Annotated in this window: 21 protein-coding genes and 1 tRNA gene; 8 read left to right on the top strand and 14 right to left on the bottom strand. The window is 36.5% G+C overall.

From position 1 onward, the window contains the following. The first annotated feature begins 130 nt into the window (after positions 1-130). Positions 131-1,669 (top strand): NAD(P)/FAD-dependent oxidoreductase, encoded by a 1,539-nt coding sequence (locus B3P23_RS06920; protein ID WP_293925215.1) that lies wholly within the window; start codon positions 131-133, stop codon positions 1,667-1,669. Between the two features lie 64 nt (positions 1,670-1,733). Next, a tRNA-Gly gene (locus B3P23_RS06925) sits at positions 1,734-1,806 on the top strand. Between the two features lie 55 nt (positions 1,807-1,861). Here B3P23_RS06925 and B3P23_RS06930 read toward each other — a convergent pair. The 6 genes from B3P23_RS06930 to B3P23_RS06955 form a co-directional block, all read right to left on the bottom strand. Further along, positions 1,862-3,076: an MFS transporter gene (locus B3P23_RS06930; protein WP_293925216.1), complete on the bottom strand. Its 1,215-nt coding sequence runs from the start codon at positions 3,074-3,076 to the stop codon at positions 1,862-1,864. A gap of 150 nt (positions 3,077-3,226) precedes the next feature. Next, entirely contained in the window at positions 3,227-3,952 is a 726-nt protein-coding gene (locus B3P23_RS06935; protein ID WP_094773157.1) for a LytR/AlgR family response regulator transcription factor, read from the bottom strand. 70 nt (positions 3,953-4,022) lie between these two features. After that, positions 4,023-5,342, bottom strand: coding sequence for a RagB/SusD family nutrient uptake outer membrane protein (locus B3P23_RS06940; protein ID WP_293925217.1), 1,320 nt, complete (start codon positions 5,340-5,342; stop codon positions 4,023-4,025). 11 nt (positions 5,343-5,353) lie between these two features. Continuing rightward, a complete protein-coding gene (locus tag B3P23_RS06945) occupies positions 5,354-8,695 on the bottom strand; it encodes a SusC/RagA family TonB-linked outer membrane protein (protein ID WP_293925218.1) in 3,342 nt (1,113 codons plus the stop codon). 19 nt (positions 8,696-8,714) lie between these two features. Continuing rightward, positions 8,715-11,330, bottom strand: a complete 2,616-nt coding sequence (locus B3P23_RS06950; RefSeq protein ID WP_293925219.1) for a zinc-dependent metalloprotease — start codon at positions 11,328-11,330, stop codon at positions 8,715-8,717. A gap of 159 nt (positions 11,331-11,489) precedes the next feature. Next, positions 11,490-12,980: a sensor histidine kinase gene (locus B3P23_RS06955; RefSeq protein ID WP_293925220.1), complete on the bottom strand. Its 1,491-nt coding sequence runs from the start codon at positions 12,978-12,980 to the stop codon at positions 11,490-11,492. Positions 12,981-13,116: 136 nt separating this feature from the next. On the opposite strand from B3P23_RS06955, the gene B3P23_RS06960 reads away from it, so the two are divergent. Further along, complete coding sequence (locus B3P23_RS06960) at positions 13,117-13,536, top strand: PH domain-containing protein (protein WP_293925221.1); 420 nt, start codon at positions 13,117-13,119, stop codon at positions 13,534-13,536. Between the two features lie 59 nt (positions 13,537-13,595). Here B3P23_RS06960 and sufD read toward each other — a convergent pair whose 3' ends face one another. The 3 genes from sufD to sufB all read right to left on the bottom strand — a co-directional run bounded on the left by sufD (position 13,596) and on the right by sufB (position 17,236). Continuing rightward, on the bottom strand, positions 13,596-14,897 hold the full coding sequence (sufD, locus tag B3P23_RS06965; RefSeq protein WP_293925222.1) for a Fe-S cluster assembly protein SufD: 1,302 nt from the start codon (positions 14,895-14,897) through the stop codon (positions 13,596-13,598). Between the two features lie 57 nt (positions 14,898-14,954). Next, positions 14,955-15,713 carry a Fe-S cluster assembly ATPase SufC gene (gene sufC, locus B3P23_RS06970; RefSeq protein ID WP_021192429.1) on the bottom strand — a complete coding sequence of 253 codons (759 nt, stop codon included), beginning with the start codon at positions 15,711-15,713 and terminating at the stop codon, positions 14,955-14,957. Between the two features lie 71 nt (positions 15,714-15,784). Beyond that, positions 15,785-17,236, bottom strand: coding sequence for a Fe-S cluster assembly protein SufB (gene sufB / locus B3P23_RS06975; protein ID WP_045753408.1), 1,452 nt, complete (start codon positions 17,234-17,236; stop codon positions 15,785-15,787). A gap of 341 nt (positions 17,237-17,577) precedes the next feature. On the opposite strand from sufB, the gene B3P23_RS06980 reads away from it, so the two are divergent. Both B3P23_RS06980 and B3P23_RS06985 read left to right on the top strand, forming a co-directional pair. Continuing rightward, positions 17,578-18,048 carry an Lrp/AsnC family transcriptional regulator gene (locus tag B3P23_RS06980; RefSeq protein WP_045753407.1) on the top strand — a complete coding sequence of 157 codons (471 nt, stop codon included), beginning with the start codon at positions 17,578-17,580 and terminating at the stop codon, positions 18,046-18,048. Between the two features lie 457 nt (positions 18,049-18,505). After that, complete coding sequence (locus B3P23_RS06985) at positions 18,506-19,585, top strand: DUF6695 family protein (RefSeq protein ID WP_293925223.1); 1,080 nt, start codon at positions 18,506-18,508, stop codon at positions 19,583-19,585. Positions 19,586-19,590: 5 nt separating this feature from the next. Here B3P23_RS06985 and ung read toward each other — a convergent pair whose 3' ends face one another. Next, positions 19,591-20,265 carry a uracil-DNA glycosylase gene (ung, locus tag B3P23_RS06990; protein WP_045753405.1) on the bottom strand — a complete coding sequence of 225 codons (675 nt, stop codon included), beginning with the start codon at positions 20,263-20,265 and terminating at the stop codon, positions 19,591-19,593. Between the two features lie 112 nt (positions 20,266-20,377). Between ung and B3P23_RS06995 the strand changes: the two genes are divergently transcribed. Next, positions 20,378-20,917, top strand: coding sequence for a tetratricopeptide repeat protein (locus B3P23_RS06995; protein WP_045753404.1), 540 nt, complete (start codon positions 20,378-20,380; stop codon positions 20,915-20,917). A gap of 33 nt (positions 20,918-20,950) precedes the next feature. Here B3P23_RS06995 and B3P23_RS07000 read toward each other — a convergent pair whose 3' ends face one another. Together B3P23_RS07000 and B3P23_RS07005 are read right to left on the bottom strand one after the other, a co-directional pair. Next, entirely contained in the window at positions 20,951-21,418 is a 468-nt protein-coding gene (locus B3P23_RS07000) for a hypothetical protein (protein ID WP_260948018.1), read from the bottom strand. Positions 21,419-21,570: 152 nt separating this feature from the next. After that, positions 21,571-22,050: a DUF4293 domain-containing protein gene (locus B3P23_RS07005; protein ID WP_045753403.1), complete on the bottom strand. Its 480-nt coding sequence runs from the start codon at positions 22,048-22,050 to the stop codon at positions 21,571-21,573. A 315-nt stretch (positions 22,051-22,365) separates the two neighbouring features. Here B3P23_RS07005 and B3P23_RS07010 point away from each other — a divergent pair, with 315 nt between their 5' ends. Continuing rightward, positions 22,366-22,905, top strand: coding sequence for a hypothetical protein (locus tag B3P23_RS07010; protein ID WP_293925224.1), 540 nt, complete (start codon positions 22,366-22,368; stop codon positions 22,903-22,905). A 96-nt stretch (positions 22,906-23,001) separates the two neighbouring features. On the opposite strand, the gene B3P23_RS07015 is transcribed toward B3P23_RS07010, so the two are convergent. Beyond that, positions 23,002-24,765, bottom strand: a complete 1,764-nt coding sequence (locus B3P23_RS07015) for an ABC transporter ATP-binding protein (protein ID WP_045753402.1) — start codon at positions 24,763-24,765, stop codon at positions 23,002-23,004. Between the two features lie 5 nt (positions 24,766-24,770). Beyond that, on the bottom strand, positions 24,771-25,532 hold the full coding sequence (truA, locus tag B3P23_RS07020; RefSeq protein WP_293925225.1) for a tRNA pseudouridine(38-40) synthase TruA: 762 nt from the start codon (positions 25,530-25,532) through the stop codon (positions 24,771-24,773). A gap of 221 nt (positions 25,533-25,753) precedes the next feature. Between truA and B3P23_RS07025 the strand changes: the two genes are divergently transcribed. After that, complete coding sequence (locus B3P23_RS07025) at positions 25,754-26,278, top strand: hypothetical protein (protein ID WP_293925226.1); 525 nt, start codon at positions 25,754-25,756, stop codon at positions 26,276-26,278. The last annotated feature ends 65 nt before the right edge of the window (positions 26,279-26,343 follow it).

Here is a 26,343-nt window from a genome sequence, read left to right on the forward strand (position 1 = left end):
ACTACAAAGCTTATACCACTCCCACGAATATAAGAATAATTTTAGGTGCACACCTACTAATCACTAAAAAAATACAGTAGATATCCTTAACTTTGACCTGTTTTTGGGATAAAAACCCAGCAAGAAATTTATGCAGAAAGAAATTGAATTGGCTATCGCTCCAGAACGAATGGAAGACGATACTTACATTTTAAATCAAGGTGCCAAATCCTTGAATATAAAACTTGAACGGATTAAAGGATTTAAAATCCGTAAACGTTCAATAGATGCCCGAAGTCGTCATGTTGTTTTTAGAGCTCGTATTATCTTTTTTATAGACGAGCACCCCATTACCGAAAGTTTTAAGATCAACTATCAATATGTCCAAGATGCACAACCTGTTTTAATTATTGGTGCTGGGCCAGCGGGTTTATTTGCGGCACTCCAGTGTCTTGAAAAAGGTCTAAAACCGATCGTCATCGAGCGTGGCAAATGTGTACAGGACCGTCGTCGCGATCTTGCCAAGTTAAATCGCGAGGGTATCGTGGATGAAGATTCAAACTACTGTTTTGGCGAAGGAGGTGCTGGAACTTATTCAGACGGCAAATTGTATACACGCTCTGACAAACGTGGTGATGTTGAAAAAGTATTAAAACTATTTGTCTCTCACGGTGCAAATGAAGATATCCTGGTCAATGCACGTCCACATATTGGCACTAATAAATTACCGCATATTATCCAAGCGATTCGTGAGACCATCATTTCTTATGGAGGCGAGGTTATTTTTGAACAGCGTGTGGTCGATATCAATACGGAAAACGGTCACGTTACGGGAGTTACACTTGCCAATGGTACAACATTAACTGCAAGCCATGTCATCGTCGCCACGGGACACTCTGCACGTGATATATTTGAACTCTTCCGTAAAAAAAACTGGTTACTGGAGGCAAAAGCCTTTGCTTTGGGAGTACGCATCGAACATCCACAAGAGATTATCGATCAGGCGCAATACCATTGCGAAATAAGAAGCGAACATCTTCCACCGGCTTATTATAGTCTCGTGGAGCAGGTAAATGGTCGCGGAGTGTTTTCTTTTTGTATGTGTCCTGGTGGAGTTATTGCTCCTTGTGCTACAGCAGACAATGAAATTGTGGTCAATGGCTGGTCACCTTCTAAGCGGAATAATCCACATGCCAATTCGGGCACTGTTATTCAAATCAATCTCGAAGATGTTGAGGGATCTGAAAGTAATCCATTTGCCCTATTAGATTTTCAACGTGAAATAGAAAGACGCGCTTTTGAAGCTGGTGGAGGCAAAATGGTCGCACCTGCCCAACGTATGATTGATTTCGTAGAAGGACGTATCTCCAAAGATCTCCCTGAAAACTCTTACAAACCGGGTACAATTTCTGCTGATTTAACTCAAGTATTGCCACAGTTTGTATATGAGGCGCTACGTGGTGTGCTACCTATTTTTGGGAAAAAGATGAAAGGATATTATACCAATGAAGCGATCCTAGTTGCCGTAGAATCTCGGACATCATCTCCTATTCGCATTCCGCGTGACAAAACGACATTACAACATCCTGAAATTAAAGGACTTTATCCATGTGCCGAAGGCGCTGGATTTGCTGGCGGTATTATTTCTGCAGCTATTGATGGTATGAACTGTGCCAATGCGATCAATTAAATTGATAAATTTTTAAATTGGTCTTGCAAAAATTCAAATAAAGCCGTATTTTTGTAAGACAAACGCGAAAGTAGCTCAGTTGGTAGAGCACAACCTTGCCAAGGTTGGGGTCGCGAGTTCGAATCTCGTCTTTCGCTCAAAATAAAAGCTTCCAAAATTTGGAAGCTTTTATTTTTTTCAGGAGATTTTAAACTATTTCTTTCCTAAGCGCATTACTGCTGGTGTAAAAAAGGATAATATGCCTACAACCATCATCAGTATTCCTGCGATCACAAAAGCATGAGCAACTCCAATAACATCTGCAATAAAACCGGTAAAAAGTAGTCCAACGACACTTGGTAAAATAGCAAGACTAAAATAAAGGGAAAACACACGTCCCAACATTTGCGGAGCTACTTCTTCTTGTATAGTGGTCATAAATGAGGCAGAGAACAGCGACATCGCCATTCCTCCAATCGCAGTCACTACGACAAATGGGATAAACCAGGTAGCAGGAAACCAGCCTGAAAATGCAAATGTCAATCCCAGCACGATATGCATGGTATTAATCATGATCACTTTCGAGAACTGAACTTTAAATGCACTCAACAAGCCACCTCCGACTAACATACCAACTCCCCAGATAATTTCAATTACGCTCATCTCCCATTTACCACCGTTGAAATGACCAATGGTCAGCAAAGGAAACATGATGGCTATAGGCATTACACAAAAAGTGGCGATCATGGCATACAAAAACAGTAGGCTCAATCCACGATTATGATAGATGGCTTTCATACCTTGTTTCAAATCATCCCAAACCTGTGCAATCGACAAGGTGGACTCTACCGCTAGATGTGGTATGGTCACGAAGAGTAAGGATATAATGGCTACAGCAGCACCAATAACATCGAGATAAAGCACTTGTGAAATTGAAAAATAAGTAATAGCCAATGTACCTAGTGCAGGTCCTGCGATACTGCTCACCGATTGAAGCATCTGATTGATCCCTGATACACGCAAGAGCTTATCCTCGGGCACCATCAATGGTGCTATAGCTTGCATCGCAGGAGCATGAAAAGCAGATCCAATAGAGCGACATGTTAATAACAAATAGATCACAGATAAACCGACAGTTGATCCCTGAAGAACAAATGTCATGAGCAAAGTACAAAGCGCAATAAAAGCATCTGCAAAAATCATCACCTTTTTGCGGTCCCAACGATCGATAAAAACACCAACAAATGGGCCGATCAATGCTTGAGGCAATAAGCCAGCTATTCCGGCCAAGGCCAATACTTCTGCAGATTTGTGGGTTAAACTTAACCACACAATTACAGCAAAGTTAACCGCAGAACTGGTCAATAACGATACAAACTGTCCAATCCAAATATAAAGATAGGTCTGAAACCAATTTTTCTTTTCCATAAAATAATTCAGTAAAATACAACTGTCAGTGATAGTACAATATCACTGACCTCATGAAACAAAAAACCTAATGAACGAAATTGTCCTCAGATTAGAAATAAAATGTTGTATATAAAGCGACTTTCATAATGGCACAAAAATAGAAAAAATTTAGCGATCCAGCCACATTTGAAAATCGGATGATTTATCTTCACTGACTATGACTTCAACTCCTACCGGCAGAGCTGGTTGCAGTTGCAGGCGAATACGGTTTCGTCCTACTTTTAACATATCCGAAATGGAATCAATATGTATGATAAATTTGCGATTGATCTGAAAAAAGAACTCTGGATCTAGCCTTGATCCAAGTCCTGTAATAGTATCTTCCACAATAAACTGATCGCCATCTTTGGTATATCCATAAAGCAGTTTATCTTCAGCCATAAAGTAAGCAATATCAACTGTTGGGATAGATTTTAGCCTTATTCCATAGCGTACCAAAAAACGACTTTTGTACTTTACCTCATCGGTTTCTTGAGCAAAAAAGGGTGTAATTTTATTCAGAGCTTCTTGTAACTCGTCTTCATCATAAGGTTTCAATAGATAGGCATAGCCTTGATGTTGAAATGCTTTTAATGCATAATCTTCAAAAGCGGTTGTAAAGATAACAGGTACGTTGATTTTTACTTGATCAAAGATCTCAAAGCTGAGTCCATCACCAAGCTGAACATCCATAAAAATGAGATCGACCTCATTTTTAAGCAACCAATCAGCAGCTTCGCGCACTGTCGTTTTAACCGTAGATTCAAACTTTGAGGAAATCAATTGGCTCAATTTCTCCAGTAAACTTTCCGAAGCCCAATTTTCATCCTCTACGATTAATATCTTTTTAAACATGTGCTGAATTTATAAAAAAATCCCCATTCTTTTCAGAATGAGGATTGAATTTTATAAAAATGCGTTAATTTTATAAATCTGGATTATTCGAAATTGATTCTTTTGGATAACGAATCACATAACGGGGGTCATTTTTCTGCAACTGATAAACTTGATCCAAATAATGGTGTTCAATCGCGGGTCTACTACTCCGTTTTAAATCATACCAGCGTAAACCTTCTAAAGTCAATTCACGTCCTCTTTCGACAATAATCTCTGCCTTTAAAGCGTCATTGGATAAAGTTGCCAATCTCTGTATTGCTTCTGAGTATGTCTCTGGGATTAATCTATTTTTCAATAAAGTAGATAACGAAGCTATTGCCTGATCCTTTTTACCCAACTGCGCTTCGCTTTCGGCTTTAATCAAATACAATTCTGCATTTCTAAACGTAGAATTATATCGTGTATCTGTTCCTTTTGCAGAAACATAATCATGACCTGATTTTTGGAAGAAACGAGTTAAACGCAAGTCCCCTTTTGAATAACTTGCCATAAACTGAGGATTAATAAAAGTTGAACGACTCACTTTCGAGTCTCCTACTCTTTCCCAAGCCTGGATCATTTCTTTTGATTCGAAATCTGTCGGAATTTTTGAATTCGGCAGATTCAAATTTTCCAGATCAGCATTTATTGCCAAAGCTTTATTTGCGGCTTCCACTGCTAATGACCATTCTCCTCTATACAAACGTACACGAGCTTCAAAAGCATAATATGCTCTTTTGGAAAATCTATATTTTACATTGTTTGCATTATCGCTTACATGCAACAAAGCTTCAGCCTCTTTCATATCCGCTAATACCTGTGCATATACCTCTTCTACCGAAGCTGGTTTAAACAATTGTTCCAAATCAACACGTAAAGAAATAGGTATACCACGATCTGTTGCTGCACTAGCCGGATTAAAGTTTTCCGAATAGGTATTTAACAATTCGAAATGCGAATAAGCACGAATTAAATAGGCTTCCGCACGAATTTGTTGCATCTCATCAGAGTCTCCAGCCACATTCTTTCCTTCAGCAATCACATAGTTTGCATAAAAAATTGACTTATAGATGGTCTCCCAAGCCATAGGAAAGGTTTTCACATCTGGATTCTGATCATTCCAAAGATATAAATCTTTAATTTCTCCAATATCTACTGAATATTCATCCAAAATTAATTCATCTGTACGCAAATTCAGTCGCGATTTATGCGCTGGATAACTGATATATGCCGAAACCATTAAGGCTCTAAAATCTGATTCTGTTTTAGGAATAACCGTTCCTACGGGTTGTATATCTAAATACTTATTACAAGAAGAGGTCAATAAAACTGCTGCAAGTAATCCGATAAATAATAAATTCTTTTTCATATTTAGCTTAATTAAAATGATGCATTTAAACCAAAGGAAATAGACTTAGAGATGGGTTGCGCGTAGTTATTTCCATAAGTCTCTGGATCGAAGTAACCTTTATAACTTGATCCAAATACCAATAAGTTACGTCCTTCGACATTAAAGCGAATGTTTGATGCCTGTACTTTACTAGCAATATATTTAGGCAAGGTATACCCTAAACGAATACTATTGATGCGCACATAACTCATCTTTTTTGACCAGATATCTAAGTTCTTATACGATCCGACTGGATCATTGTCCATCATCCAGCTATAAGCCATCCAACGATCATTTAATTCTGAATTTGAAGAGCCAATTTTTGGAATACCAGCTGCCCCACCCTGTACCGCTGTTAAAACATCTGTAGTATAATTAAACCCACGATCCACCATAGATGGATTATAAGTTGGTGTACGACGCATCCATTTATCCACATTAAATACTGCAGAAACTGCTAAATCAAAGGCTCCTAAACGAAATCTATTGGTCATACCTCCAATAAATTTAGGATCCAATGAACCTTGGTATTTAAATTTCTCCTGATATGTCTTTTCTGTTAGGCTTGTTGACACATTATAGCCCGGTAGAAAATCTGCCCATCCATCATATAAACCATAAAAGTCTTCATAAGAAACAACCTCTCTCTTATCATTATAGAACTGAGGTAGACCGTCTTTGTCTAAGCCAGCGGTTTCTAATACATATAAAGAATTAATTGGGTCTCCTTCACGTACATCTACTGAATAAGCCTTCGGGTTACTGATAACACGAGTCAATTTACTACGGTTATGTGCAATATTAAAATCGGTAGACCAAGTAAAATGTTCTCGTACAATATTACGGCTACTGATCATGAATTCAATACCATCATTATTTACTGAAGCCCAGTTACGTTGTACATTCTCGAAACCATTTTCCAAAGGTAAACTACTTGTACCAATTAGATCTGTAGATTTGCGGTTGTAATAATCTACTGTAAACTGTAGTCTATTTTTTAAGACAGCTAAATCTAAGCCTAGGTTCCATGATTTTGTTTTCTCCCAACGCAATTTATCGTTTGCCGGTGTAGTAACCACAATCGTTTCTTCCGTATTACCAGGTAATATTGTTCCTGTGCTGTAATTACCAATGATGAAAGGATAGGTATTCCTATCAATATTTCCTTGAATACCGTAAGAACCTCGAACTTTTAAATTCGAAATCCAAGTTTGCTCTTTAATAAAATCTTCCTCACTGGCATTCCATGAACCAGAGATTGACCAAATCGGTAAAAATCTATATTTCGGATCTACACCGAACATATTTGAACCATCGTAACGAATACTTCCGTACACATTATATTTCTGATTATAGGTATAGGAAGCATTGGCATAGAAAGATGCGTAAGATGTCTCCCCAATTACTTTGGCATATTGGCGATATAATGCATTATCTATATTTGTTGCATTCGGAAAAAGAATACTTTGAGTCGTCAAGGTTTTTGGGTTATAACCAAATCCTTTAGTAGCAATTCCATCAGATTTTGATCGACGTAATTCTGTACCACCCATAAATTCAAAATCGTGTTTATCATTTAAGGTTAGGTTATATTGTGCAAAGGATTTCCAGTTATATTGAAAGATACTGCGATTATCATTTTGAATGGTTCCGCCATCAGGCAAGAAGTATTTAGTCTTTTTCGCGACAGAGTCATAGTAACGTGTACCCTCTCTTAATTTTCTCGTATTGTAGGACTCCTTGTCCGCAAATCTCTCTGAACGGTTCTCATCAAACTGCAAACCAAATTCAGTACGTAACAATAAGGAAGGCAATACTTGATAAGATAAGTTAGCAATTGCCTTTAAAGCTTTATTATCTAAGTTATAGCTTGTATTTTGACGTTCCTCGATAGAATTAAACGGGATATAAGCATTTTCATATCCATCAATATCAGGGTCATAAACAAATTTACCCTGTGCATCTCTTATGGAGAGATATGGGTTTACCGAACGGATATAATTTACAGGATTCGTAAGGGCATCAGCGTCTTGAATAAAGTTATTTCTTGCAGTTGTTGAACCTAATAAATTAATTCCGGCCTTTAGCTTATTACTAATCGTAAAGTTATTATTTAATGTCAATGAGTAACGGCGCATCCCTACTCCCCTTGTTGCAGCTTGTTCATCATAAAAACCACCAGATAGGTAGAAATCATGATTATCAGACCCTCCAGAGATGGATGCTGAATATTGTTGGTTTAGTGCTGCACGGAACAATTCATCCCCCCAGTTTTGATTTTGATTCCTTAAGTTTTGAATAGCATCTTGCGTATTATTAGATAAAGCCGATAAGCCACTCTGACGGAAGAGATCCAACTCATTTGACTGATTCAATAAACGTGCAATAGCACCTTTACCGGCTCTGTAATCTAAATCATTACGTTGAGCCATAGCCAACTCGAAATCAACTTTCTGCGACGAATTCATTAAGTTCAAGCGATCAAAATGTGGTTTTTGAGTTACAAAACTATTGGCAGAAACTGCAACTTGGGTAGGACCACGCTTACCTTTTTTTGTTGTAATGACGATAACACCATTGGCTGCTCTAGCACCATAGATGGATGTTGCCGCTGCATCTTTTAATACCGTGATATCGGCAATATCATCCGGGTTGATACCTGCGATAGGTAAATTTTGTAAACTATTTAAATTATCCTTATCAAAGGAGTTTGGCAGAGCTGTTCCTTCAATGGGCAAACCATCGATTACCCAAAGTGGATCTTGCGTACCATTGATAGATACAGTACCACGAATACGGATCTGCGGAGCTGAATTTGGTCCTCCAGTTAAGTTGGTCAATTGTAACCCAGCTACCTGACCTTCTAATAATTGATCAATACTCGATACTCCTGTTTGCTTGATATCATCGACTTTAAGTTTAGTATAAGCAGTAGTATTTTTTTTCTTTGCAATTGGATTATATCCAGTCACGATAACCTCTTGTAAGGAATTTTCAAGAGACTCCAAATAAATCGTATTAAATACTTTGGCAACCTGGATTTGTCTAGTCTGATAACCCACAAAGGAAACTGTAAAATATTTAACGTCCGTCGGCACAGTTAAAGTAAAATTACCAGCGTTGTCGGTCACTGCTCCCAATGCAGATTGTTGTATTTGACCAACTACGCCCGTAGATTCCCCTACTGCTGTACTTTCAACAAATACAGTTGCTCCTAAAATTGGAGCTTGCGTCTTGCTATCCAACACCTTTCCTTTTAAGATGACTGTCTCTTGGGCAAAAGTCAGTAAATGGAAACAAGAAAACGCAATAAAGAGTAAGAATTTGTTCATTTGTTTTTGATAGATTTAGTTATTTACTCATATTTAAAGTACTACTAATTCGCATTAATAGGTCTTGATAATGTGCTTGTGTGGTAAAATCGCCTGATGATTGTGCCGCTTTCAACAACTTTTGGATCTGAATGAGTTCAGCACGTTTTACGGTCAACATTTCAGCGGTTCTACTCATACCCGAAACATGTACATTACGTAAATGAGATTCATCAGTAGCCGCATGTGTTGTGCCGTGTATCGGACAAAAAGTTGGCTTGGCTGTTTGCATAAATTGGTCCACAAAAGATAATTTCTTTGTGTTTAACTTATCCATACTTTTATTATTGGTAATCAATAAAATATCGATATAATTTTGCTGCAACATACGTGCATCGATATCTAAGTTTTGCTTTGCTATCGTTTTTGCAAAAATATCTTGACGCAGTGCTTTCAAAAATTCTTCTACACTCCAAGCTTGGCTACGTCCAAATAATAATTCCATCTCGGTCATACGCAGTAAGCGTTGGTCTTGAAGCAAATTATACAACAAACTGTATTGAAACTCTCTTTTTAATGTATAGGGCGCATATTCAAATGATCCTACTGGACTATCTTTTAATGGGAAAGTTTTTGTCATCAATTCCTTACGGAACAACCATTCTGGCAGCTTGAAGACATGTTGTTTCAAATAAGCTAATGCTTCTATTTGTGTCTGACGTGGTACTGCTGCATAAGCATCTTTGCCATCTCCCAAAACAGGATTATTTAAGTAGATACCTCCAATATTATTAGATACATGATCGGCATAAGTATACCACTGACCGATCACTGCCATATACAATTTACCTGCTTTATAATAATCTTGACCAGAAGTCGTTGTCCAATTAATAATTTGAGGCATGATGCGTTTTAAATTTTTCAAACCATAGGTTCCGGCAAGCATCGCATTATCGCCCAAATCCTCAGATTGTGATCTTGGGTCAATTGTATTTTTAGGGTCTTGTTGTTCTCCATACCAATAGTAAGGATTGTCTTGCTTGGCTTCGATTTCTTTTTTCAACAATGGTAGTTCTTCCCAAGCTGTTTTATTTGGATACCAACGATAAGCCCATGCAATCGCATATTTATCATACAACCCGATCACTGGTGTGATGGCTTGCACTTGATCTTCAGGCTGTGCAACATAATTAAAACGAGCATAATCCATAATGGATGTTGCTGTACCACCCATCTTTTGTGTAAAAGATGCCGAACGCAAAGAGTCTACAGGAAAGCCAAAAGAAGAACCCATATTATGTTTCAGCCCTAAGGTGTGACCAATCTCATGAGAAGACACAAAACGAATAGCATGCGCCATTTTTTCGTCCGAAAATATATTACCACGAACTGTTGGGTCAATAATACCAGTCTGTACGCGCATCCATGAGTTCAATGCGGTCATTACGTTGTGCCACCAAATAACGTCTGCTTCTAGAATTTCACCAGTGCGAGGATCTACAACTGAGGGTCCCATGGCATTGGCCTGTGGAGATGCCGCATAGGTAATTGCAGATGTATTGGCATCATCCATATCAAAATCCATTTCTTTAGGAACTTCTTTTGCAATGATCGCATCTTTAAAACCAGCTTCTTCAAAAGCCTTTTGCCAATCATGTACTCCTTCGATGATTTGCTGACGCCATTGTTGCGGAGTAGCCGGATCAATATAGAAAACAATAGGTTTCCTAGGCACAACCAATTCACCTGCTAAATAACGTTGTACATCTTCTTCACGAGGTTCTAGACGCCAACGAGTTACGAGTTCCCGCTTCTCTAATTCTTGCTGTTTATCTGAAAAGTACCAACGCGGAGTCGTAAAATAACCAACCCTTGGATCTGAGAATCTGGGTTTCATGGCATTCTTTGGCAGTTCTAATATATTACTTGTTATCGTCAAACTAATCGGAATCGATTCATTCCCCTCTGTTACTCGAGTCGATAAAACGGAACGGATGACAATATTGTTATCAAATGATTTCATTTGACCGATAATCGATAAAGCAGTCTTTGGTGATGTGCCTAGACCAATATTGGTAAATACATCATTGAAACTTTTTTCCGTACCATCGAATACTTTATTCACTTTGATGATGACCGAAGAAGAATCCTTATTATATCCCTCAATTTTGAAGGATTCAATGAAAGATGGTGTAAAATTATCCGCTACTGAACGCGCTATCGCATCTTCTTTAGGCACTTCAACCTGTGGCTTGATTTCACTAGCCCAAATTTCTTTACGTGCTTTTTTCAGAGAAAAACGAATAACTTTATTTTCGTAATTCATTCCCTTATTTAAACCGGCTTCGTTCAATGCTAATGGCACTGAAGAGATTTTATTGATCAATAAAAAATCTTGATCTAGCTTTTCTACAGGTATCTCAAAAAAGAAATCTTTCTCTTTATTAATCACATTAAAAATTCCGCTATCAATTTTGGCATTTTTTAAAAACTTATCATATACCAAAGCCGAATCCTTTTTTGTGGAATCAGCGACAACATCTTTCTTTTTACCTAAGCCTAATGGACTGAGCAGCTGACAAGAATTGAGGATAAAAATGGAAAAGAAACTTAAGCTTGCTAATGCTGAATTTCTTTTGAAAGGCAGATTATTCATTTGTATTAAATTAATATAGGACTCATAGATATAGGGTGGTGAAGATGCCAATATATTATCGTTCCAAAAAGCAAAATCGAGTGAAGGCGTTGATTTCAGGAGTGAATCCGCAGTAATACTAGAAGAATAGTCTAGCGCTATTAAATTATTATTTTAACTTTATTGACTATCGATATGAATAAAGGGGAGGTAAACTATAAAATATGCCTCAGTATACTGTATTTCAAAACCTTGGACATGATAAAAATCATACACATGTGCGATCATTTGTGTTCCATAGCCCGATGAATCCACATCTGGATTTTTTAACAACACCGTGTTTCGCACAACAAGCTGGCCGTGGGTTTCAATAATGGAGATCGACAGCGGTTTTTCCTTATTGAGTTCATTATGCTTAATCGCATTTTCGATCAGGATTTGCAAACTAAAACGGGGAATATATAAAGCCATCGATTCTGTCGAAATATTGATTTCTAAAGGATTTAAGGTGTCTGCAAAGCGAATCTTTTGTAGAAAAAAATATTCTTCTGCTAGTACGATTTCTTCTTTTATTGTTGTCAACCCAGTTTCATCACGACTTAAGAACTTACGGTATACCTTTGCCATTTTGCCCACAAAAGCCTTTGCTTGGATTGGGTCTTTACCTATTAATTGCTGCAAAGAACCCAATGCATTGAATAAAAAATGAGGATCGACTTTTCTTTTTAAATTTTCAAATCGCAGCAAAGCATCTTCTTTCTGGTACTCCAAATTCCTTAACATCAATTGCTTCGCTTTTCTGTTTTGCAAATCAATTAAAAACATAAAAACCAACATAGTAGCTATTCCAATTGCTCCAAGAAGAAAAGTTGTATTACCAATATCGCGAACTTCTTCTTCTGTCATTATTAATAATACATTTACAAAAAGTTTACTGTTTGACCATATGCCTTGAAGCTTAAACTCTTCCATCAAAACTTCCATGTGTATATAGTCCGACACCATTGTACTATCTTTTAATGGGTATCTCTTCCAGGTCGTCACTCTCTTTTGTCCAATACGCTTTACATCAGGATAAATGAGACATATCCCATCTGCATCATAAACTTCAAAATAGGCATGCCTTCCAAAATTTCTTCCCCAAAAATAAGCGTTCAACTTATGTAGATCTAATGTCAGCTGCAATATTCCGGCACTGGTCGTGACATAAGCATGTATGTACATTCCTTTGTTACTCTTTATAAAACGAGTCGAAGAGCGGTCAACAGATAATTCATTACTAATAATAGCGGAGTCTATATTTAGCGAATCAACATACCATGTGAGCCTTTTTGAATAATTTCCCGATTCAGGCTTCCAGTACGTATAGGCAACAAGAAATTGTTTAACGCTGTCTTGTTCAATGAGTTTATTCATAAACTCTTGCTGACCTTCATCTGCAGCAAGTCCCATTAAGTGAAAAATGCGATCAAAATCGTCAAATTCTTTTTGAACAAGCTCTGATTTTTCTAATGATACCTCCTTTAAAATACGTTTATTCAATCGCTCCAAACGTTGATCTATCACACGAAACATGATGATATATATGGACACTACAAAAACGAGTGCCAGACCTAAGATGCGTATTCTATTGCGTGTAAAAGAAATTGAAGCCACTATGTATTTATTCAAAATCAAAAATTAAAACAACTATTAACCTATTTAAAAGATCAAATGACCTATGAATTACTATATATTGAAAAATTTATATGGAAATAGCAGAAAAAACACTAACTTAAAGTATTGAATACCACAAAAATACTTCATTATGAAAAATTATAGACCAAAAATCAATGGAGGAACCTACATTTGGTTACTGATTATCTTAACTATCCTTATTTTTAAATATTATGGAAGTATTAATAATGGAATTTATCTAAGTGCACTGTTATCAACCGTATTTCTTGGTTCCATCTGGTACATCATTTTTATATTTCCAAAATATAGTATTGTTGACAAATCCTTGAAGTTAAATCATTTTTTAGAACAGAAGACAATTTCAATTCCTTCAATCCGAAAAATTGAACGAAATCAAACTAGAGGACTGTACCCATTTTTTAATCCATATCAAAAGGGGCTGGTGGTACACTTTAATATATATGATGATGTCTTTATCAATCCAAATTCCGAGGTTACTTTTCTCCAGGAAATTTTAAAAGTAAATCCAGCAATTGAAATTATTTCATAGTAAAAGCGTTTGAATTAGAGTTCAAACGCTTTTTTATAGATAGAGCAATTGGGAGTGACCTATTTGCTTGTTAAACTTTCTTCAACTAATTCTTCTACATATTGACGAACAACATCATTTGAAAAACGACTTGTTACATCAAACGCAAATGCATGTACTAATAAAATACGTGCTGCTTGTTCTCCTATGCCTCTCGCTCTTAAATAGAACAAGGCATCATTGTCAAACTGTCCGATGGTACAACCATGTGAACACTTAACATCGTCAGCAAAAATTTCCAACTGCGGTTTTGTATAAACTGCTGATTGATCTGAAATCAACAAATTATTATTTTGCTGGAATGCGTTCGTTTTTTGAGCATCTTCACGCACAAAAATTTTACCGTTAAAAACAGCTACTGACTCGCCTTGCGTAATGTTTTTGTACCATTCGTAAGATTCACAATGCGGTTTCATATGATCGACTTCCGTATGGTTATCCACCAACTGTTTATCATCTGTCAAGTTAATACCATATAAGTGACTCTCTACATTTTCGGCATCAAGACGTATATTGATATTATTTCTAATAAAAGATGCGCCAGGGAAGTTACAGTTATAATTATTATAAAGGCTATATTTCTCTTGATATACTTCGGTATGATTGAAATAATGACTGACAGCTTCTGCGATTTGCAAATAATAGTGCTGCATTTTCGCATTCTCCTTGATCACGATTTCCGAAACTTTATTTTGAATGTTTTTAGCAGCGCCATCAACAGTCATATAGGACTCGATAATTTCTACTTCAGCATTGGCCTCTACAACAATCAGATTACGAGTTTGCGAGAAGAAATCTTCACGGCCTGTCGCAACATGGATAATATGAATTGGTTTTGATAAAATTGTATTTTTTGCTAGTGCAATAAAAACACCATTTGTATAACCGGCAGTATTTAATGCTACGAAAGGGTTATTGGCTTTATCAGCATGCTGCGCAAAATGAGCTTTAAAAGCAGGTTCCTCCACAGCATCTTCCATAGTTTTTACGATAAGACCATTTTCCTCTTCCAACGAAGAGAATGAAAGCATGTATTGACCGTTAACTAATACGATGCGGTGGGCATCCAAGTTTGGAATTTCGCCAGCACTAAAATCTAATCCTTCAATATCCACATCCGAATTCAATACATATGATTGATCGATAAGTTTATGAATATTGGTATATTTCCATTCTTCATCTTTCACAGTAGGAAAGCCAACTGCCGAAAAGCGATCAAAAGCTTGCTGACGTATCGTCGACAAAAAAGCAGGCTCTGCCACTTGCTCTTGAAAACTGTTCAACACTTGTTGAAGTAATGATTCTGAAACTAATGTATTCATTTTATATTTTAATCAAATCGCTTAAAAAACTCTATTCTTTCACAAGATTTAGGGTGATTATGCGTTTTGTGCGTCTAATTCTTTTAACCAATCGTAACCTTTTTCTTCTAATTCTAAAGCAAGTTCTTTAGGACCAGATTTCACAATGCGTCCGTTGTATAATACGTGCACAACATCAGGCACGATATAATCTAAAAGACGTTGATAGTGTGTGATCACTACAAAAGCATTATCTTTAGAACGCAATTGATTCACACCGTTAGCTACGATACGTAAAGCATCAATATCCAATCCTGAATCTGTCTCGTCCAAGATAGATAATTTAGGATTTAACATCGCCAATTGAAAAATTTCATTACGTTTTTTCTCACCACCAGAAAATCCTTCATTTAATGAACGATTCGCTAAGTTAGCAGAGAATTCAACCAATTGTTGTTTTTCTTTAACCGTTTTTAAGAACTCCTTTGCTTCCATAGGAGGCAAACCTTTATATGCACGAATATCGTTAACCGCTGTCTTTAAGAAGTTAATGTTTGATACCCCTGGTATTTCGATTGGATATTGGAAAGCTAAGAATAGACCTTCACGAGCACGATCCTCAGGAGATAAATCCAATAGATCAACATTGTCCAATAAAGCTTCACCTTCAGTTACTTCGTACGCATCACGACCAGCTAAAACATTTCCTAAAGTACTTTTACCAGCGCCATTTGGCCCCATGATGGCATGAATCTCACCTGCTTTTACTTCAAGATTTAAACCTTTTAAAATTTGTTTGCCGTCTACAGACGCGTGTAAATTTTTTATACTTAACATTTCTTTATTAGTATTATGTATTGCCTCAAGTGCTATTAGCTAGCTCTTATTACGCAACTATATTTTTATATCTATCCTACTGAACCTTCTAATGAGATTGCTAATAATTTTTGAGCTTCTACTGCAAACTCCATTGGCAATTGATTTAACACTTCTTTGGCGTAACCATTGACAATAAGTCCTACAGCTTTTTCAGAATCAATACCCCGTTGATTGAGATAAAAGACTTGATCTTCTCCAATTTTTGAAGTCGTTGCTTCGTGCTCTAAAGTTGCTGTATTATTACGATTTTCGATGTAAGGAAAAGTATGTGCACCACAACGGTCGCCAATTAGTAAAGAATCACATTGTGTAAAGTTTCTTGCATTGTCTGCATGAGGACCGATTTTCACCAAACCTCTATAGCTGTTATGGCTTTTACCAGCAGAAATACCTTTAGAAATAATTTTTGATTTTGTATTCTTTCCGATGTGAATCATCTTGGTGCCTGTATCAGCGACTTGCATATTACGGGTCATCGCTACGGAGTAAAACTCACCAACTGAGTTATCGCCTTTCAAGATTACACCTGGATATTTCCATGTAATTGCAGAACCAGTCTCCACCTGTGTCCAAGAGATCTTACTATTGTCTCCTTTACAGATTCCTCGTTTTGTAACAAAGTTAAAAATACCACCTTTACCATCTTTATCACCAGGATACCAGTTTTGAACAGTAGAATATTTTATTTCTGCGTCTTTTTCAGCGATCAATTCTACCACTGCTGCGTGCAATTGATTTTCATCACGCATAGGTGCAGTACAACCCTCCAAATAAGAAACATATGCTCCTTCTTCAGCTACGATCAACGTACGCTCAAATTGACCGGTGTTTTGCGCATTGATACGAAAATAAGTAGACAATTCCATCGGACAACGAACGCCTTTCGGAATATATACAAATGACCCATCAGAAAATACAGCAGAATTTAATGCCGCATAAATATTATCAGTTTGAGGAACAACTGTCCCCAAATATTTTTTCACCAATTCTGGATGCTCTTGAACAGCTTCTCCAAAAGAACAAAAGATGACACCTTGCTCTTTTAGTTTTTCACGGAAAGTCGTTTTCACAGAGACCGAATCAAATACAGCATCTACAGCAACCACACCTGCTAAGATTTTCTGTTCATCCAAGGGGATCCCCAATTTAGCAAACGTAGACAACAATTCTGGGTCTACTTCGTCTAAACTATTTAATTGCGGTTTCACCTTAGGTGCCGCATAATAAGAGATACCTTGAAAATCAACTTCAGGTGTTTCAAAATTTTGCCATTTAGGCATTTTTAAGGTCTGAAAATGACGGAATGCTTTCAATCTCCACTCCAATAACCATTCAGGTTCATTTTTCTTTGCCGAAATAAAACGCACGGTGTCTTCTGTAAGACCAATCGGTGCAAATTCCATTTCGATGTCTGTCGTGAACCCGTATTTATATTCTTCGAGCTCTAGCTCTTTTAGTAAATCGTCGTCTTTAGTACTCATAGTTCGTTCTCACGGTTTAAAAAATTGCACTCGGGTAAAACCCACAATCTTCTGAACGACAAAGTTACGATTTACCTGTCAATAAAACGTTACTTTTAGCAGTTTAGAACCTCATTTTGATTAAAAAAGTGACAAAAGTCAATTTCTAGGCGTTCTAAGCTTAACGTATATCACTTTTTTACAAATAAATGATTTACGATAGTTAAAGTCTATAATACAGCATTCAAACTATAAACAAAAGCTATATAAAAAATTAAAAACCAAAAACACGTACCATCACCAAATTAAATTTGGAACAATTGTGTATATTTACAGAATATCACCATTAAAAATAGTTGAATATGCCATTTTTGCCAGATAAAACAGATTTAAAAATTCTTAAATTATTGCAAGAGAACGGACGCATTACCAATTTGCAATTAGCATCAAGTATTGGCCTTTCTCCAGCTCCGACTTTAGAACGTGTTAGAAAACTTGAAAATTCAGGATTTATTAAAAGCTATCATGCTTTTGTTGATGAAGAGAAATTAGGTTTAGGAATCAAATCGTTTATACAGATATCTTTGGATTTTCACACCCATAATGCTATTCCAGAATTTGTTTTAGCCGTGAAAATGATTCCTGAGGTTACGGAATGTCACCACGTAACGGGTAGCTGTGATTTTATGCTTAAGGTATATGTCAAAGATATCAAAGCTTATGAAGCAGTTATCATGGAGAAAATAGCCAAGATTCCTTTTGTGAAGACTTTTCAGACGATGATGATTATGTCCACCAGCAAGAAAGAGCCCATTATTCCATTGGAATATTAAAACTAATTTTAAAAGCAACTGCTACTATTTAAATAGGGTATTGGTTTTGGTTAAGATAACCAGGAGGAAATGTTGATTATCATTAAAATACAGGTTAATAGTTCATGAACGCTCTTGATAAAGAACATTTAATTTTTTTGTAATGTCCTACTGATTCTGAATCAGAAATATAAAAGCAAGATGTGATTGCCATTCTCATCTTGCTTCATGTAAAACGTAGAGAAGCTTTTGCAACAAAAGCAATATTATGATGTATCGCAGCCTAGCACCAGCTTCTCAGCTACATTCAACTCACTCCATTCTTATCCGCCGTAGCCCTAGACCGTTTGCGATACGTGGATGACGCCAATACCTACCATTAATCGTAGCAGTTTTTAAACGCATAATCTGATGGACACTCACCGCAATCGAAAAGGTCAGGTCTGTACATTATATTTATTACCTTTACAAGACAGTTATGAGAGATCAACCAACAGCATATCATGATTTTGCACTTATTTTATCTTGGCCAGACGCCACAATAAGAGGGGATGAAAAATGGATGATGTTTTTCAAAAAAATTGGTATTGTAAAAAATCTAAATTTTAAAGTTGGACATACAGGTATTGTACTTATTTCCGCCAACACAGGTGAATTATTATATTACGATTTCGGACGATACATTTCACCCAGGGGATATGGTCGAGCACGATCTAAGGATTCGGATCCCCTTTTAAACATTGCGATCAAAGCAACATTTGACAATGGGGATATTTCCAATTTAGAAACTATAGCAATGCATTTTGAAAGTATGAAGCCTGCTATGCAGGGTAGCGGAGAGTTGTATTTTTCTATTGTAAAAAGTCTAAACTTTAAACAGGCGAAAAAATTTGCTGATTCTTGGGTTCAAAAAGGTTCTTATCCCTACGGGGCCGTAGCAAAAGGCAACAACAACTGTTCGCGCTTCATTACCCGCCTACTATTTGCTTCTTCCAAACAATTTTCTTGGATTCATCCGATCAATTTCCCAGAAACCATTAAAGCAAGTCCAATAAGTAATTTGGTCAATTCGGCCGAAAATAAAATGATTTACAGTTATACTCCGCAACATGGGTTACATAATTTCAGGATGTCACGCATCCAATCCCTCCTATTCCTGATTAAGAAATTAAGCGAAAATGTATATAGCAGTCAGGCTGCCTTATTACCAGAAGACATTACTATTGGTAGTATGCTACACAAACACAAGCCCCTCCATATCCCAGAAAATGCTCAATATCTTGGCGGTGTAGGAGAAGGAGCGTGGTTTGACTTCACTTTGCTTAAAAACAACCAACTACTCATTCAGCGATTTACCATCACAGGCACTTTCGAATATGCCATTATAGGCGAAACTGAAGAAAGAATAAAAAGTCTTAAAAACCTAAAAGTCACTTATGATAGTCATCTCATGGTCACGCATATCCTACTTCACCACAAAAAGTTAAAAGTAAATCACCTACATCATATTTCCACTCAAGAGCTACAATCCCTACTCGAAGAAGAAATGACTGCTTAACATATTTACACCAGCTTCCAATCGATTGGTTTTTCTCCATGTTTTTGCAAGAAATAATTTGCTTGCGAAAAATGCCGACAACCAAAAAAACCACGATAAACGGACAAAGGAGAGGGATGAACGGTACTCAAAATTAAATGCTTACTCCCATCTATTAAACTTGCTTTCTTTTGTGCATATGCACCCCACAATAAAAACACAACAGCATCTTTCTGATCGGAAATAGCTTCTATAACCTGATCAGTAAAGTGCTCCCATCCTCTTTTTTGATGTGAACCAGCTTGATGGGCATTGACTGTTAATGTTGCGTTTAACAAGAGTACCCCTTGCTTTGCCCAGTGCGATAAATCTCCAGATCGCGGTGTTTTAAAACCTGGAATATCAGTCTCCAACTCCTTGAATATGTTTTTTAACGATGGTGGTAAAGCAATACCATCCGGAACAGAAAATGCTAACCCGTGTGCTTGTCCATCATTATGATAAGGATCTTGTCCTAAAATAACGACTTTTAAAGAATCAAATCCTGTTAGCTTAAATGCATTAAAAACCAATTCTCGAGGTGGAAATACACGACCCTGATTTCTCGCCTGCTGTACAAAAAATGATAGTTCAGCCATATAAGGCTGATCTAAAAGTGGACCTAAAATAGGTTCCCAAGATTGATCAAAACGTTTTCCCATACTTTAAATATACAATTTTACAAAATAACAACTAAACAAGTTGCTTTAGCGCACAATTTAACGGATATTTGCAAAATTAAACTTGGTATACATTTACATTAAATATAGACATATGTCAAATCTTGTAAGAATTATTATTAGCAGTTTGCTATTGGTTGGAACTGTTGCTTTATTTTGGTTCGGCCAATGGGGATGGGGTATTTTAGGGATATTCCTGACAATTATTGGATTTGTAACGGTATTCTTCCACGAATATATGTTGTTGGCTCAATGGTTTCTTCGCAAACAAGATATGCCAAAAGCTGAAAAATGGTTAAATAAAATCACAAACTATGAGAAACAGCTAATACCTGCTCAATATGGTTACTACAATATGTTGATCGGCTTGATCGAATCGCAACGTGCTCCTATGCAAGCTGAGAAGTATTTCAAAAAAGCATTGACATTGGGTCTTCATATGGATCACAATATTGCTCTTGCAAAACTCAGCTTAGCTGGTATCTCTATGGCCAAACGCAACAAACGTGAGGCAGAGAAATATTTACAGGAAGCTAAAAAAGCAGATAAAAACAAATTGTTGGCTGATCAGATTAAAATGATGAAAGATCAAATGGGTATGATGGATCGTCAACAAATTCGTTATAGCAGATAAGGCTAACAAAACTAACAGTAAACGGCTGTTCAATTACAATTGAACAGCCGTTTCTATATAATGCCCTTCTTCTTCACTATCTTCAAAGACTACAACTATTTCTTTTGGTTTCACTTTTCCCCAATTTGGAACCGTTACTTTCAGCAAAACGGGTTCATCCGTTTTCATTAAATAATTAATATAATTTTGCTTATCCTCCAGTTTTACCATGATCTTGCCCAACGTAATCGTTCCAAATAAATAAGTTTTATTTTTCATATCCACGAGTTGCGTTCCAAAAGTATTTAACTTTAATTCTCTTCCATTTCTAGTATAGGAGGTCAAAAACAATTCAACCGATGCCGTATTCGATTTAGAATCAATTTGCACACTTTTAACATCGATTTGAATTTCATCAACCACAAGTAGATCTTTTTCAACTTGACCAACCTGTGCAAAGGCAAACTGCCCTAAAAATAAAAATGCACAAAAGATTACTAAATATTTTACACTTATTTTCATTAGAATATAATTTATTTTTTAACGGTAATAAAGCTCGTATAAGCATATTCACTGCTGTTTGTGAACGTGATGCTTATGCTGGTTTCATTTTTTAAAATGAAAAAAAGCTATGTAATATGTACATAGCTTGCTATATGATATTAAATTTTATATTATCGCAATCGATCTGCGGATTTAATTAACTTCTCGTCTCTACGAATTGCTCCAAGGGCTAGAGAAAGAAAGATAATCGAGATTGGCAATAAAAAGAAACCTACACCGATCGTTCCAGCACCTAAAAATTGATTGACAGTAACCAAATGACCACTAGCACTTGCATATAACCAGATCGCAAGCAAAATAATCAAAACAATATCTAGTATGATCAATTTGATTTGAGTCTTTCGATTTTTAAATTTGAATATGGTATAAATCGGCAATAGCCCCACGACCACTGTTGCAATGATTTGCAATATATACCAAAAACTAGTTTCATGTGTCGGCAGGCCTGCTGATGTACCATACACACCTGTAACTTTAACGTCTTTTCCGAGACCTACAAGGTCATTATAATGAACATAAGGAAACAAAAATAAGCCAAACAAAATCAGTCCAGCAACGAGTAAATAAATGGTTTGAATACGTTGAATCATTTTTATATATTAAATTGATTGATGACAAACTTAGATAAATTTGATTGTAAACACAATATATTTAGTGTATAATCAAAAGCAAATTTGTTCGCTATTAGCTATTTTAAAGAACACCTATCAGCCTTTGATACGTATCTGTGATGATTCTTTCAATCCTTCATATAAACGGCCTCCAAGGTCGTTTTCTCGCTGCTATTTTGATCAGTTGGCAAGAAACTTCCAATTTTACAATAACAAAATACACAGTAATAGTCAGCACTCCCTATAATAACAATTAAATTGAACTTTTGATTTGCTTATTTTTACTTTTGTGTTATGTTATATATTTATGGCGCTACAGCACACGCTAAAGTTGCAGTTGAAACTGCCGAAGAACTACATATCAGAATATTAGGTCTTATTGATAAATCATTGCTAATAGCATCCGTTTTTGATTATCCTGTTAAACTTCGTCATGAGGTCAATAACGATGATGAACAATTTTTCATTGCCGTTCATGATTCAGGATTACGTCAACGCATTGTTTTAGAAAATCACAGTTGGGCGTACTGCTCGCTACTACATCCCAAAGCTAATATCTCAAAAAGAGCAGAAGTGGGCAAAGGTACAATTATCTTACCAGGAGCATCAATAGCACCAGATGTACAGATCGGCAATCACTGTATCATCAGCAGCAATGCTGTCATTGGAAGTAATACAATTATTGAAGACTTCGTCAATATCGGGGCCAATAGTACTATCGGCAGCAATGTACTGATCGGAAGGGGATCCGAGATTAATGCCAATATCCATATACCAGCAGAAGAAACTATCGCTAAAGACAGCTATATCGAAACCACAATACCTGTGCAATAATTTTTTAAATAAAATAGTTTGCTTATCTCGAAACTCTCTTCGTAAGATTTATACTCCTAAGCCCATCTCACATTTGAAGATGGGCTTAGGAATGCTTTAAATACCTGCAGAATGGAATTGCAGGTCGTATAATTTCTTATAGTAACCATCGATATTGAGTAGTTCATGATGGGTTCCCACCTCCATGATCTCTCCTTTTTCCAATACGATAATTTTATTTGCCCTTTGAATGGTAGAGAGTCGATGTGCAATCACTATAGCTGTCCTTCCTACCATTAGATTGTCTATAGCATGTTGGATGAGCTCTTCGGTTTCTGTATCAACAGAAGATGTGGCTTCATCGAGTACCAAAATACGTGGATCATGCACCAATGCTCTAATAAATGAAATCAACTGGGCTTGACCTGATGACAAGGTGGCTCCTCTTTCTTGAACCTGATAGTCATATCCGCCCGGCAAACGCATAATAAAATCGTGTGCACCGACCTGTTTAGCAGCTGCAATGATAGATTCTCGCGTGATATGCTCATCGTGCAGATCTATATTGTGTAAGATGGAATCTGAAAATAAAAATACATCCTGAAGTACAGTTGCTATCGTTTTTCTAAGAAAATTTAACTCATATTGCCGAATATCAACACCATCCAATAAAATCTGTCCTTTATTGATTTCGTAAAAACGGCTTAGAATATTAATGGTCGATGATTTCCCTGCCCCCGTCGCACCGACTAAAGCTAGTGTCTCACCTGGAGCAACTTTAAAACTGACATCTCTCAACACCCAGTTTTCATCATTGTAAGCAAACCATACATTTTTAAATTCGATCTCTCCACGAATATGATCGGGTTCTAATGTTCCTGAATTAGGAGTATGTTCATCGGTATCCAATACTTCAAATATACGTTCAGCACTTACCATTCCCATTTGTAAGGTGTTGAATTTATCGATCAATTCTCGGATTGGGCGAAAGATCATATTAATATACATGATAAATGCAACCACAACTCCTGGAGAGATCACATCTCCCAAAATCTGCTTAGCTCCAAACCAGACCAACAAACCTAATGAAATGGCCATGATAATCTCTAAAACAGGGAAAAATATAGAAAAATACCAATTTGCACGGATATGAGCATTGCGGTGGTGACCATTGATCTCTTTAAATTTATCCATCTCCTGTTCTTCACGCGCAAAGTATTTGATAATACCCATACCTGAGATATGTTCCTGCAAAAAGGTATTCAAGTTTGAAACCCATTTACGAACATCTTGAAAAGCAGATTTCATCGCCTCCTTAAAAATATAAGTTGCGGCGACCATAAGCGGCATAGGTACCAATACAATTAATGTTAGTTTCCAGTCCGTATAAAACATGACCCCTAGAATAACGATGAGCTGCAATAAATCGCCAATAATTTGGATCAAGCCCTCAGAAAAGATATTTGATATCGTCTCTAAATCTGAAATGGTACGTGTGATCAATTTCCCTAAAGGTGTCTGATCAAAATATTTTAAACGAAGTTTTGTAATATGATTAAACACTTCAATCCGAATATCCCGAATCACAGATTGCCCCAAGGTATTGGTCATTAAAGTATGATAATACCGTACGAGTGTCTGTACAATTAACAATACGATCATCAAGATGAACATCAAACTCAATCCTGCTGTATTAAATTGTAATATGTATTTATCCAATGTATACTGGATCAGCATGGGTAATGCTGGAGCGACAGCTGCCAGTAAAATCGTCAATACTACGGATATCCAAAAAACACCACCATAAGGCTTCATATATTTGACCATCCGACGCAACAAATTTACGTCATAAGTTTTTCCTACTATTTTCTCTTGACTCACTTTTTCTAATTTACAGGGTAAGGATAGGCCACTTCAGTCAAATATAAGCCATGAGCTGGAACTGATGTTCCTGCCATTGATCGATTCTGACTCGCGATGACTTCTTCCATAAATGAAATTGGTTTACCTTTTATTCCGATCTCCAACAATGTTCCGACTACAGCACGTACCATATTACGCAAGAATCGATCCGCGGTAATATGAAAAACAAGTTTTCCTTCGTCCTCCCAGATCCATTGCGCTCTTGATATGGTACATATATTGGTAAAGACTTGTGTATTCGATTTGCTAAAACAACTGAAATCCTTTTTTCCTAACAAAAATTCCGCAGCTTTGTTCATTTTTTCAACATCGGGAATATCCCTTAGAAATGAAGAGTATTCATATCTAAAAGGATCTTTCTCAAAGTGAAGATGGTACTCATAAGAACGGCGTATCGCATCAAAACGTGCATGTGCATCTTCATGTATCGGAACGACGGATTTAACGGAAATATCATGAGGCAAAAGTCCATTTAACGCATATAAAAAACGCTCTGGCTTGGCCAATATTCCTGTCGCATCTGCATCAAAATGAACGAATAACTGTTTTGCATGAACACCTGCATCTGTTCTTCCTGCTCCAATCGTTTCCGTAGGCACACGCAATAAAATCGCTAATGCATCATTCAATCTTTCTTGAACAGAAACGGCGTTGTTTTGAACCTGCCATCCATGGTAATTCTTTCCAAAATAAGCTACCTCGATAAAAAATCTACTTTTCTTCATTTTCAATGACAAAGGTATGAATTAGCAAGAAGATACAAGAATCCAACGCAGACAGAACTGTCTGAATAAATTCATAAAAATAAAGTTAGTTAGCAATTTAGCATAATATATAAGTACTAAATCCAAGTTTCAAAAAAATCAAAAAAAAATGTAACGTTTGCAAATTCTGATGACTTACTGGATATACATTAAAAAATTATAACAATTTTAAACTAAAAAATATGAATACTTTAAACATCATCCGGTCGGTCAAATCGAAAATGAAAATTGAATTTTCAGTGCAGGTGCTAGGCATGCTCCTTCTGGCTTTTTTACCCATCTATTTTCGATTTACCAAGCAGCTTGCTCTTGTCTACTATTTCTTTTATACGATCATGCTCATCTTTGCCATCTATTATCTCTTTAAGTTTTATTCCTTTTATAAAAAGGCAGAGAACATCAATTCCGAAAATATACAAGATGCAAACTGGTTTTACCATGAACTACGTATCGAATTAGCTCATTACAAAAGCTTTCATTATATCACAACTTTTATTGCATCTGGTTTTGGCATTGTTTATTGTTACTTCAATAAAATAACCCTCATATCCCTTATCAATAAAATAGAAATATTGATACCAAGTCAAATAAATTTAATCATCATGAGCTTGACAACTGTATTCATCTTATTTGTTCTAGCAGAATCAGCAGTAAGCTGGTCTTTTAGAAAGGAATTAAAAGATCTAAAATCTATTTTAGGGTTATAGATGTATGGCAATTAGGTCTAGACGTATACGAAGTACATCGGAGTTATTAAAATCAGATTGGGTAT

Source organism: Sphingobacterium sp. UBA6320, from assembly GCF_002440335.1.
Lineage (GTDB): Bacteria > Bacteroidota > Bacteroidia > Sphingobacteriales > Sphingobacteriaceae > Sphingobacterium.

Bases quoted from the DNA above. Each gene is read 5' to 3' on its own strand.
- B3P23_RS06920 (WP_293925215.1), top strand. From the start codon at position 131: ATGCAGAAAGAAATTGAATTGGCTATCGCTCCAGAACGAATGGAAGAC.
- B3P23_RS06930 (WP_293925216.1), bottom strand. From the start codon at position 3,076: ATGGAAAAGAAAAATTGGTTTCAGACCTATCTTTATATTTGGATTGGA.
- B3P23_RS06935 (WP_094773157.1), bottom strand. From the start codon at position 3,952: ATGTTTAAAAAGATATTAATCGTAGAGGATGAAAATTGGGCTTCGGAA.
- B3P23_RS06940 (WP_293925217.1), bottom strand. From the start codon at position 5,342: ATGAAAAAGAATTTATTATTTATCGGATTACTTGCAGCAGTTTTATTG.
- B3P23_RS06945 (WP_293925218.1), bottom strand. From the start codon at position 8,695: ATGAACAAATTCTTACTCTTTATTGCGTTTTCTTGTTTCCATTTACTG.
- B3P23_RS06950 (WP_293925219.1), bottom strand. From the start codon at position 11,330: ATGAATAATCTGCCTTTCAAAAGAAATTCAGCATTAGCAAGCTTAAGT.
- B3P23_RS06960 (WP_293925221.1), top strand. From the start codon at position 13,117: ATGAAAAATTATAGACCAAAAATCAATGGAGGAACCTACATTTGGTTA.
- sufD (WP_293925222.1), bottom strand. From the start codon at position 14,897: ATGAATACATTAGTTTCAGAATCATTACTTCAACAAGTGTTGAACAGT.
- sufC (WP_021192429.1), bottom strand. From the start codon at position 15,713: ATGTTAAGTATAAAAAATTTACACGCGTCTGTAGACGGCAAACAAATT.
- sufB (WP_045753408.1), bottom strand. From the start codon at position 17,236: ATGAGTACTAAAGACGACGATTTACTAAAAGAGCTAGAGCTCGAAGAA.
- B3P23_RS06980 (WP_045753407.1), top strand. From the start codon at position 17,578: ATGCCATTTTTGCCAGATAAAACAGATTTAAAAATTCTTAAATTATTG.
- B3P23_RS06985 (WP_293925223.1), top strand. From the start codon at position 18,506: ATGAGAGATCAACCAACAGCATATCATGATTTTGCACTTATTTTATCT.
- ung (WP_045753405.1), bottom strand. From the start codon at position 20,265: ATGGGAAAACGTTTTGATCAATCTTGGGAACCTATTTTAGGTCCACTT.
- B3P23_RS06995 (WP_045753404.1), top strand. From the start codon at position 20,378: ATGTCAAATCTTGTAAGAATTATTATTAGCAGTTTGCTATTGGTTGGA.
- B3P23_RS07000 (WP_260948018.1), bottom strand. From the start codon at position 21,418: ATGAAAATAAGTGTAAAATATTTAGTAATCTTTTGTGCATTTTTATTT.
- B3P23_RS07005 (WP_045753403.1), bottom strand. From the start codon at position 22,050: ATGATTCAACGTATTCAAACCATTTATTTACTCGTTGCTGGACTGATT.
- B3P23_RS07010 (WP_293925224.1), top strand. From the start codon at position 22,366: ATGTTATATATTTATGGCGCTACAGCACACGCTAAAGTTGCAGTTGAA.
- truA (WP_293925225.1), bottom strand. From the start codon at position 25,532: ATGAAGAAAAGTAGATTTTTTATCGAGGTAGCTTATTTTGGAAAGAAT.
- B3P23_RS07025 (WP_293925226.1), top strand. From the start codon at position 25,754: ATGAATACTTTAAACATCATCCGGTCGGTCAAATCGAAAATGAAAATT.